This window comes from Streptomyces sp. NPDC060205 (assembly GCF_042728395.1).
Classification (GTDB): Bacteria; Actinomycetota; Actinomycetes; order Streptomycetales; family Streptomycetaceae; genus Streptomyces.
In genome coordinates, this window is sequence record NZ_JBHWZP010000326.1 from 1 (window position 1) to 10,127 (window position 10,127).

The window sequence follows — 10,127 nt, forward strand, 5'->3', positions numbered from 1 at the left end:
GTACTGGAAGGGGGTGAGCCCACGGTCGTCGCCAACGCCGAGGGCGCGCGCACCACCCCCTCGGTGGTGGCGTTCGCCAAGAACGGGGAAGTGCTCGTCGGAGAGGTCGCCAAACGGCAGGCCGTCACGAACATCGAGCGCACCGCGCGCTCCGTCAAACGCCATATGGGGGACCCGGGCTGGCGGTTCCCCGGCAGCGACGGCGGCACGATCGACGGCACCCGCTACCGCGCGCAGGAACTCTCCGCGCGCGTGCTGCAGAAACTGAAGCGGGACGCCGAGGCGTATCTCGGCGAGGACGTCACGGAAGCCGTGATCACCGTGCCCGCCTACTTCGACGACACCCAGCGCCAGGCCACCAAGGAGGCCGGCGAGATCGCGGGCCTGAGCGTCCTGCGGATCATCAACGAACCGACGGCCGCGGCCCTCGCGTACGGACTCGACCGCGGTGAGGAGCAGACCGTCCTCGTCTTCGACCTGGGCGGCGGCACGTTCGACGTCTCCCTCCTGGAGATCGGCGACGGGGTCATCGAGGTCAAGGCCACCAACGGGGACACCCAACTGGGCGGCGACGACTGGGACCAGCGGGTCGTCGAGCACCTCGTCAAACGCTTCAAGGGCCAGTACGGCATCGACCTCGCCCAGGACAAGATGGCGCTCCAGCGGCTGCGGGAGGGCGCGGAGAAGGCCAAGATCGAGCTGTCCTCGTCCACCGAGACGACCATCAACCTGCCCTACATCACCGCGACCGGCGACGGCCCGCTGCACCTGGACGAGAAGCTGACGCGCGCTCAGTTCCAGGAGCTGACAGCGGACTTGCTCGAACGCTGCAAGGCTCCCTTCCACCAGGCGGTCAAGGACGCCGGCGTGCAGCTCTCCGCGGTCGACCACGTCATCCTCGTCGGCGGCTCGACCCGGATGCCCGCGGTCACCGAGGTGGTCAAGGAACTCACCGGCAAGGACCCGCACAAGGGCGTCAACCCCGACGAGGTCGTGGCACTCGGCGCGGCGCTCCAGGCGGGCGTCATCCGAGGCGACGTGAAGGACGTCCTCCTCCTCGACGTCACCCCGCTGTCCCTGGGCATCGAGACCAAGGGCGGCATCATGACCAAGCTCATCGAACGCAACACGACGATTCCCACCCGGCGTTCGGAGATCTTCACCACCGCCACGGACAACCAGCCGTCCGTCGGCATCCAGGTCTTCCAGGGCGAACGCGACATCGCCGCCTACAACAAGAAACTGGGCGTCTTCGACCTCACAGGGCTGCCGCCCTCGCCGCGCGGGCTGCCGCAGATCGAGGTCGCCTTCGACATCGACGCCAACGGGATCATGCACGTCTCGGCGAAGGACCTCGCCACCGGCCGCGAGCAGAAGATGACCGTCACGGGCGGTTCCGCGCTCGCCAAGGACGACATCGACCGCATGATGCGCGAGGCCGAGCAGTACGCCGACGAGGACCGCAAGCGCCGCGAGGCCGCCGAGACCCGCAACCAGGCCGAGCAACTCGTCTACCAGACCGAGAAGTTCATCCGTGACAACGAGGAGCGCGTCCCGGCCGACATCAAGGCGGAGGTCGAGGCCGCGATCGCCGAACTGCAGACACTCCTGAACGACCGCGACGGCACCGACACGAACACCCTGCGCACGGGCGCCGAGAAACTGGCCACCGTCAGCCAGAAGATGGGCCAGACCATGTACGCCCAGGCCCAGCAGTCACCCCCACGGGACCAGCCCGGCACGGACCAGCCCGGTTCGGATCAGTCCGCCCCACCGGACGAGGAGAGCGTGGTGGACGCGGAAATAGTGGACGAGGACCCCAAGAACACAGACAAGAAGGACACCCCGACCTGACAGCCGACGCTCACCCCCACCACCCAGGGGCGCGGGGAACTGCGCGCTCAGCCCCGGACGACGGTCAGTCTACGAACGTGCTCAAGCACCCCTGGGCGGAACCGGTGTCAAAAATCCGCCCGGCGCGCCAGAATCATCTCCCTGGTCCGCCGGGCGGAAGCCACCCCCGTCGCCATGTGGTCCAGCACCTCCAGATGCGCGGCCACTTCCTTACGGGAGTCCAGGTACAGCGCCCCGGTCAGATACTCCGTGTACACCATGTCCGGCAGCTCCGGCTCCGCGAACCGGAACAGCACGAAGGGCGCGTACGTCCCCGGATGCGGCCCCGCCGAGAACTCGGCGATCTGCAGCGTGATGTGGTCGTTCTCGACGGCCGCGAGGAGATGGTCCAGCTGGTCAGCCATCACCTCGGACCGGATACTGACCGGCCGCTGCAGGACCGTTTCCTCCATGATCACCCACAGATGCGGCGGACGTTCCCCCGCGAGCAGCTTCTGCCGGGCCATCCGCAGGGACACATGGCGTTCGATCTCGTCGGTCCCCGTCTGCCCGACCGTGCCCGCCTCCAGGACGGCACGGGCGTAGTCCTCGGTCTGCAGCAGCCCCGGCACGAAGTGCGGCTCGTACGACCGGATGATCGAGGCGGACCCCTCCAGGCTCACGTACAGGCTGAACCAGTCCGGCAGGACGTCGTGGAAGCGCTGCCACCAGCCGGGCTCGTTCGCCTCCTCGACCAGCCGGACGAAGGCCGCCGTCTCCTCGTCGCCCACTCCGTACGTCGACAGGAGCACCTGCACGTACGGGATCTTCAGCGCGACCTCGGCCATCTCCATACGCCGGACGGTCGCGGGCGCCACCCGCAGGATCCGCGCGGCCTCGTCCCGCTTCAGGCCGGACGCCTCACGCAGCTCCTGGAGCCGTCTGCCCAGCACCACCTGCCCCACGGTCGGCGCAGGCCGCCTCTCACTCACGCTGCGCCTCCCCGAGCCCCGAACATGGCGAGAAGTGTGCCACGTTCCCGCGAAAGCCTCACCGGATCCCCTCATCCTGCCCGGTGTGTCGGCCTCCGTCCCGGGTAGTCGTTCGCCCCTCGCGGCGGGCGGAAGCGTGGTCGTACCGGCCCGCAGCCCGCCGGAAGGGCTGACGATCCGTGCCTGACGAAACGTCAGGACATGAGTGAGCGCAGATACTTCGCCGTCGCCGGGTCGGCCGGAAGCAGCGTCTCGATCGCCAGCTCGGCGACCGTCACGTCCATCGGAGTGTTGAACGTGGAGATGGACGAGATGAAGGACAGCACCCGCCCCTCGTGCTCGATCCGCATCGGCAGCGCGAAGGAGGGGACGGGCTCGGCGGGCTCCTCGCCGGGCGGGGCGTCGAGAGGGGCGGCGGGCGGAGCCGGATAGGCGGCCACCTCCTCGTACAGCGCGCGCAGCGGCTGTGAGCGGCGCAGTGCGATGTCCCGTTCCATCTGGGCCAGCAGATGGCCGCGCCACTCGCGCAGATTGCGGATCCTCGGCGCCAGTCCCTCGGGGTGCAGCGTCAGCCGCATCGCGTTCAGCGGCGGGGCGAGCAGCTTCTCGTCGACGCCGCCCAGCAGCATCAGGATGCCCCGGTTGGCGGCGACCACGTTGTACGTGGCGTCCACGACCAGCGCCGGATAGGGCTCGTAGCCCTGGATCAGCCGCTCCACGCCCTCCCGCAGCGCGTCCAGCGCCGGATCGTCCAGCGGGGTCTCCGGGTAGTGCGGTGCGTAACCGGCCGCCAGCAGAAGGGAGTTGCGGTCCCGCACCGGTACGTCCAGATGCTCGGCGAGCCGCAGCACCATCTCCTCGCTCGGCCGGGAGCGGCCCGTCTCGATGAAGCTGATGTGCCGCGCCGACGAGCCCGCCCGCAACGCCAGCTCCAGCTGGCTCACCCGGCGCTGCTCCCGCCAGCCGCGCAGCAGCGGGCCGACTCCCTGGTCGGCGGCGGGGACACCGCCCCGCGCGCCGGCGGACACGCTGACGGACCCGGAGGTGTACGCGGCGCTGGTCATGCCCCGACCGTAGCCGACGCGCCCGTACGGGTCGATGTGCGGCCGGCGGGGCCGAATGCGGCCCCCGTGCCCTTCGCGGTACCCGCCTGACCAGGGACGGGGGAGCGGGACTGTGGCAGGCTGAGGAGATCCGGACGCCATGGAAGGAGCGCGATCATGCCTCTCGAACCGTTGTCGCAGAAGGAGATCGAGGACCGGCTCGCGGAACTGCCCGGCTGGTCCCTCGACGGAGACAGAATCTCCCGTACCTACCGGCTGGGCTCGCACTTCGCCGCGGCGGCCCTGGTCGTCCACATCGCCCAGGTGCAGGACGAGCTGGACCACCACTCGGACCTCACGCTCGGCTACGACACCGTCTCCCTCACCGTGAACACGCACAGCGTGGGCGGGGCCGTCACCGAGAAGGACTTCGCGCTGGCCGGCCGGGTCGAGGAGCTGAGCACCGGGCACGGCGCGCGGTGAGCACGCTGGTCTTCGACTACGACGAGGAGGCCGAGCGGTACGACGCGCTGCGGGGCGGCGAACCCCGCGCCGCGGCAGCCGCCGACGCCGTTCTCGGACTGCTCCCCGACGGCACCCGCACCCTCCTGGACGTGGCCTGCGGCACCGGTACCGTGACCCGCCGGCTCCTGGCGGCCGGACTCGACGTGACGGGCGCCGACGCGGCGTACGGCATGCTGAGCAGGGCGGCGGCGCGAGTGCCGGGCCGAGTCGTACTGGCGGACGCCCGCCGACTCCCCTTCCCCGACGCCGCGTTCGACGCCGTCACGGCGATCTGGCTGCTGCACCTCCTGGACGACGCGGAACAGGTCGTCGCCGAGGCGGCCCGGGTGCTGCGGCCCGGAGGCGTCCTCGTCACGACCGTCGACAAGGCGGCCTCGCACGACGTGGGCAGCGACATCGACGCCGTGATGGCGCCGCGTCCCCGGCGCGCCGCCAGGGACCGCGTCGACCTCGTGGCCTCGTACGCCGGCCGGTACGCGCTCCTGCCGGCGGGCCGGGCGGTCTTCTGTGGCCGGGGTCAGGGGCGCACCCCGCGTCAGGCGGCGGCCGACGTGCGCCGCGGCTGGTACACGCTGCTGGCCCCCGGGGCCCCGCTCACCGAGGAACTGGCGTCCCGCCTGGAACAACTCCCGGACCAGCAAGTCCCCCGCGCGGAACCCCAGTTCAAACTCCGAGCATTCCAAAAGCCGAGGCACCCCCTCTAGAACCACGAGGCCCCTGGGACGCCCCACACCCGACATCCCGGCCATACCCCCACCCCCCAGGGGCGCGAGGAACGGCGCGACCAGCCCCCACCGCCCCGCACCCGACATCCCGGCGGTACCCCCACCCCCTAGGGGCGCGAGGAACGGCGCGACCAGCCCCCGACGACCGGTACTCGACTCCCGGCGGTTCGCCCCACCCCCTTAGGGGCGCGGGGAACTGCGCGGCCAGCCCTCGACGACCCGCAGCCGCCATCGGAGCCGCGCCCCCGCCCCCTGGCGCGAGCAGCCCCCGACGGCCTGCGGTCGGCCCCGGGGCCGCGCCCCGCGCCCCTAGGGGGGGATCCCCGGGCTCGGGGTCGGCTGCGGGCCGGTGGGGGCTGGTCGCGCCGTTCCCCGCGCCCCTAGGGGGGTGGGGGTACCGCCTGGATGTGGGGTGCGGGCCGGTGGGGGTTGCTCGCGCCGTTCCTCGCGCCCCCTAGGGCGCGCGGTCCCCCGTCGTGCCCCCAGGCAAGCTGTCGGTCAGGTAGCCGTCGAGGTCGGGCGCGCCGGGCGCGAGTACGTGCCGCACCCATGCGTCACGTTCGTGCAGAACCGGCGGCAACTCCCAGACGCACCCGATCCACGGCCGGTCCAGCGTGATGAAGTGCGTCGGGTCGCGGTCCGGACACCCCAGCACGGGCTGCCCCGCCGTGGCGCCCCCGAAGTGCAGGACGTTGTCCCACACCCAGCTGTACGCGTTCAGATAGGCACCGTCGTCGCCGCCCCGGTGCAGCACGACGAACGTGGCGGGCGGCGTGCCGTCCGCCTCCGGAAGCAGCTTCGGCAGCATCGCGTACGCCGCCTCCTCGACGTCCGGTGCGATGCCCGCCGGGTCGGCCGTGACGTGGTAGCGCTTGATCCACCGGCCTGCCACCTCGATGGGCGGCGGCACGGTCAGCAGTTTCTCCGCGAAGGTCATGGAGGGGACGCTAGGTCCGCTTCACTGACATCCTCTGTCAGTGAAGCCTGGCATCCTGACGCGATGAAGTCGGCCCGCCTCGTCTCGATCCTCCTGCTGCTCCAGACCAGGGGCCGGATGACCGCCGCCGCCCTCGCGGAGGAGCTGGAGGTCTCGGTGCGCACGGTCTACCGGGACGTGGAGGCGCTGAGCGAGGCCGGTGTCCCGCTGTACGGCGACGCAGGTCACACGGGCGGCTACCGGCTCCTCGACGGCTACCGCACCCGTCTGACCGGCCTCACCGCGGGCGAGGCGGAAGCCCTGTTCCTCGCGGGGGTGCCGGGCCCGGCCGCCGAGCTCGGGCTCGGTCCGCTGCTGGCCGCCGCCCAGCTCAAGGTACGTGCCGCCCTGCCGAGCGAGCTGCGCGAGCACGCCGACCGCGTCAGCGGCCGTTTCCACCTGGACGCACCGGGCTGGTACGCGGACACCGACAACGGCGCCGCCCCGCACCTGCCGGCCGTCGCCGACGCCGTCTGGCACAGCAGGGTCCTGCACGTCCTGTACCGCCGCTGGCGCGAGCCGACCGACGTACGGCGCCGCCTGGAACCGTACGGCCTGGTCCTCAAGGGGGGCCGCTGGTACGTCGTCGCGGGCCCGGGACCGCGTACGTTCCGAGTCGACCAGATCCTCGAACTCGGCGCAGGGGGCGAGGAGTTCACCCGTCCCGACGGGTTCGACCTCGGCGCGTACTGGGCCGCGTACCAGCGCGACTTCCACGACCGGCTGCACCGGGCGGAGGCGGTGGTCAGGCTCGCCCCCGGCACGCGTCTCTCCGGCCCGGCGGGTGACGCCGTGCGCGCAGGCGGCGTACCGGAAGAGGGGGGTTGGACCCTGGCCACCGTACCCATCGAGTCCGTCGAGCACGCCCACGGCGAGTTTCTGCGGCTCGGCACGGGTGTGGAGGTGCTGGCTCCGCCCGAACTGCGCGAACGCATCGCGGCGACGGTCACCGCACTCGCCCGCACCTACACGTAGAGAGCGTTTACCAAAACACGGCAACCCCCCTGCCCCCAGCGGCAACTGAGGTGACAGAACCCGTCTGCCCCCTCCCAGGGAGGTACCCCACCGTGCAGCACCCGCATCGCAGACGTCCCAGGACCCGTCTCCTCCTCGCAACCGTGCTCGCCGGCGCCCTCGCCGCCGCCGGACTCACCACGCTCACCGCCACACCCGCCGAGGCCGCGACCGCACGCCAGGTCGAGAAACTCGACCGGGGCGTCGTCAGCGTCCACACCGACGCGGGCAACCTGGTCAGCTGGCGCTGGCTCGGCACCGACCCGAACGACGTCTCGTTCAACGTCTACCGGGCGGGTACGAAGGTCAACTCGACCCCGATCACCGGCTCGACGAACTACTTCCACTCCGCCGGACCCGCCCAGGCCGACTACACCGTTCGCGCGATCGTCGGAGGTGTCGAGCAGGCCGACTCCGTGCACGCGATCCAGTTCCGCACCGGCTACAAGGACGTACCCATCAGCCCGCCGGCAGGCGGCACCACCCCCGACGGTGTCGCGTACACCTACGAGGCCAACGACGCCTCGGTCGGCGACCTGGACGGCGACGGGGCGCTCGACTTCGTCCTGAAGTGGCAGCCCACCAACGCCAAGGACAACTCCCAGTCCGGCTACACCGGCAACACGGTCATCGACGGGATCAAGCTCGACGGCACCCGGCTGTGGCGTATCGACCTCGGCCGCAACATCCGCTCGGGCGCGCACTACACCCAGTTCCAGGTGTACGACTACGACGGTGACGGCAAGGCGGAGGTGGCCGCGAAGACCGCCGACGCGACGGTCGACGGCACGGGCGCGGTCATCGGCAGCTCCTCCGCCGACCACCGCAACTCCAGCGGATACGTCCTGACCGGGCCCGAGTACCTGACCATGTTCAACGGCCAGACCGGCAAGGCGATGGGGACGGTGGACTACGTCCCGGCGCGCGGCACGGTCTCGTCGTGGGGCGACTCGTACGGCAACCGCGTGGACCGGTTCCTCGCGGGCACCGCCTATCTCGACGGCGCCCGGCCCTCGCTCGTCATGGCGCGCGGCTACTACACGCGCTCGGTGATCGCGGCCTGGGACTGGCGGGGCGGCGCGTTCACCCGCCGCTGGACCTTCGACACCAACTCGTCGACCAACACCGGCAAGGGCTACGACGGTCAGGGCTCGCACAGCCTGTCCGTCGGCGACGTCGACAACGACGGCAAGGACGAGATCGTCTACGGGGCGATGGCCGTCGACGACAACGGCAACGGCCTGTGGACCACGAAGACCGGGCACGGCGACGCCCAGCATCTGGGCGACCTCGACCCGGGAATGTCGGGCCTCGAATACTTCAAGGTGTCCGAATCCACGTCCCAGCCCGCCGAGTTGTACATCAATCCCGCGAACGGCGCGATCCGCTGGCAGCTCGCCGCCTGCTGCGACAACGGCAGGGGAGTGGCCGGCGACATCTACGCGGGCAACGACGGCGCCGAGGTGTGGTCGGCCTCCGACACCAACATCCGGGACGAGGCCGGCGCCACCAAGGGCCGCGAGCCGTCCTCGGTCAACTTCCTGTCCTGGTGGGACGGCGACACCACCCGCGAACTCCTCGACGGCACCCACATCGACAAGTACGGCACGTCCGCCGACACCCGCCTGCTGACCGGCGCCTCCGTCCACTCCAACAACGGCACCAAGGCGACGCCGGCCCTCTCCGGGGACCTCTTCGGCGACTGGCGCGAGGAGGTCGTCTGGGCGACGAGCGACAACACGGCCCTGCGCATCTACTCGACGCCGACGGAAACCGCCACGAAGATCACGACCCTGCTCCACGACACGATGTACCGCACGGGCATCGCCTGGCAGAACACCGCCTACAACCAGCCGCCGCACCCCAGCTTCTTCATCGGCAACGGCATGCCGACGGCACCACGACCGGCCGTGTACACGCCGTAACCCGCTGAAACGGTTCCCGGTGACGGGAGAGGCCCGGCCGCCCCGGCTCGCGGGACGGCCGGCCCCTCCCGGGGACCGGTGATCAGCGCAGTCCGGCGAACAGGTCCTTCTCCGGCAGGGCCGCACCGGTGGCGTCCTTCACCCGTACGAAGGTCTCCATGCCCATGAACTCGCCGAACCGCTCCTTGCCCATCTTGAGGAAGAAGATGTTCTCGCCCTGGCTGGCGTGCGCGGCCAGCGAGTCGTACTTCTGACCGCTGAACGCGGTGGTGTCCACCCACGTGGTGACCTCGTCGTCGGGGAGGCCGATCTTGGCCATCTCGGCGACCTCGGCGGGGTCCGGCTCGGGCAAATCCGGATTGAACTCGCGCATGAACTCGCCGAACCGCTGCATCGCCGAGTGGGGCATCGTGGTCCAGTACACCTTCGGCGTCAGCTCGGTCAGCTCCAGCGCCGCCATCGTGATGCGGTGGGCCTGGATGTGGTCGGGGTGGCCGTAGAAGCCGTTCTCGTCGTAGGTGACGACCACATCGGGCCGGTATTCGCGCATGAGGTCCGCGAGCCGGGCCGCGCCCTCCGCCACGGGGGTCTGCCAGAAGGATCCGGGGGCGTCGTTGCTCGGCCAGCCCATCATCCCGGAGTCGGCGTAGTCCAGCGTCTCCAGATCGCTGATCTTCAGGACGTCGCAGCTCGCCAGAAGCTCCTGCCGGCGCATCGCGACGACCGCCGCCGGGTCGTGCCCCGGATCACCCGGCTTGACACCCCCCGGCCCGTCTCCGCAACCGCCGTCGGTACAGGTCACGAGCACCGTGCGGATGCCTTCCGCCGCATACTGCGCGAGGATCCCTCCGGTGCTGGTCGCCTCGTCGTCGGGGTGGGCGTGCACTGCCATGATCGTCAAGGGCCGGTCGGTCATGAAGAAGATCCTTCTGCAGAGTGTTCATCCTGGTCCGAGGCCGTGGCGGGACACACCGGTGCCTCGGTCGATGAAACAGTGTCCACCGCACCGGCTGTTCCCGGCACGGCCGCCCGGCCTTCGAAGCAGGGCAGCACAAGGAGGGCGCGGACCCCAGCGGCTGTCTCTTATACACATC

General features: G+C 70.7%; 9 protein-coding genes. 5 read left to right on the forward strand and 4 right to left on the reverse strand.

Going from position 1 to position 10,127, the window contains the following annotated elements:
- Positions 1 to 1,854 (forward strand): molecular chaperone DnaK (dnaK, locus tag ACFWGJ_RS36275; RefSeq protein WP_387333118.1); only part of this gene is annotated, 1,854 nt, incomplete at its 5' end.
- A 107-nt stretch (positions 1,855 to 1,961) separates the two neighbouring features.
- On the opposite strand, the gene ACFWGJ_RS36280 is transcribed toward dnaK, so the two are convergent.
- Together ACFWGJ_RS36280 and ACFWGJ_RS36285 are read right to left on the reverse strand one after the other, a co-directional pair.
- Positions 1,962 to 2,825, reverse strand: coding sequence for a helix-turn-helix domain-containing protein (locus ACFWGJ_RS36280; protein ID WP_387333120.1), 864 nt, complete (start codon positions 2,823 to 2,825; stop codon positions 1,962 to 1,964).
- 194 nt (positions 2,826 to 3,019) lie between these two features.
- A complete protein-coding gene (locus tag ACFWGJ_RS36285) occupies positions 3,020 to 3,889 on the reverse strand; it encodes a helix-turn-helix domain-containing protein (RefSeq protein WP_387333122.1) in 870 nt (289 codons plus the stop codon).
- 156 nt (positions 3,890 to 4,045) lie between these two features.
- On the opposite strand from ACFWGJ_RS36285, the gene ACFWGJ_RS36290 reads away from it, so the two are divergent.
- Together ACFWGJ_RS36290 and ACFWGJ_RS36295 are read left to right on the forward strand one after the other, a co-directional pair.
- On the forward strand, positions 4,046 to 4,351 hold the full coding sequence (locus ACFWGJ_RS36290) for a 4a-hydroxytetrahydrobiopterin dehydratase (RefSeq protein WP_387333124.1): 306 nt from the start codon (positions 4,046 to 4,048) through the stop codon (positions 4,349 to 4,351).
- Entirely contained in the window at positions 4,348 to 5,097 is a 750-nt protein-coding gene (locus ACFWGJ_RS36295; protein ID WP_387333126.1) for a class I SAM-dependent methyltransferase, read from the forward strand. The genes ACFWGJ_RS36290 and ACFWGJ_RS36295 overlap by 4 nt, the downstream gene beginning before the upstream one ends.
- A gap of 475 nt (positions 5,098 to 5,572) precedes the next feature.
- On the opposite strand, the gene ACFWGJ_RS36300 is transcribed toward ACFWGJ_RS36295, so the two are convergent.
- Positions 5,573 to 6,055 (reverse strand): hypothetical protein, encoded by a 483-nt coding sequence (locus ACFWGJ_RS36300; protein ID WP_387333128.1) that lies wholly within the window; start codon positions 6,053 to 6,055, stop codon positions 5,573 to 5,575.
- A 63-nt stretch (positions 6,056 to 6,118) separates the two neighbouring features.
- On the opposite strand from ACFWGJ_RS36300, the gene ACFWGJ_RS36305 reads away from it, so the two are divergent.
- Positions 6,119 to 7,069, forward strand: a complete 951-nt coding sequence (locus ACFWGJ_RS36305; RefSeq protein ID WP_387333130.1) for a helix-turn-helix transcriptional regulator — start codon at positions 6,119 to 6,121, stop codon at positions 7,067 to 7,069.
- Positions 7,070 to 7,161: 92 nt separating this feature from the next.
- Positions 7,162 to 9,033, forward strand: coding sequence for a rhamnogalacturonan lyase (locus tag ACFWGJ_RS36310; protein WP_387333132.1), 1,872 nt, complete (start codon positions 7,162 to 7,164; stop codon positions 9,031 to 9,033).
- 82 nt (positions 9,034 to 9,115) lie between these two features.
- Here the strand turns inward: ACFWGJ_RS36310 and ACFWGJ_RS36315 are convergent, their stop codons facing one another.
- Positions 9,116 to 9,949: a PIG-L family deacetylase gene (locus ACFWGJ_RS36315; protein WP_387333134.1), complete on the reverse strand. Its 834-nt coding sequence runs from the start codon at positions 9,947 to 9,949 to the stop codon at positions 9,116 to 9,118.
- Positions 9,950 to 10,127 lie beyond the last annotated feature (178 nt).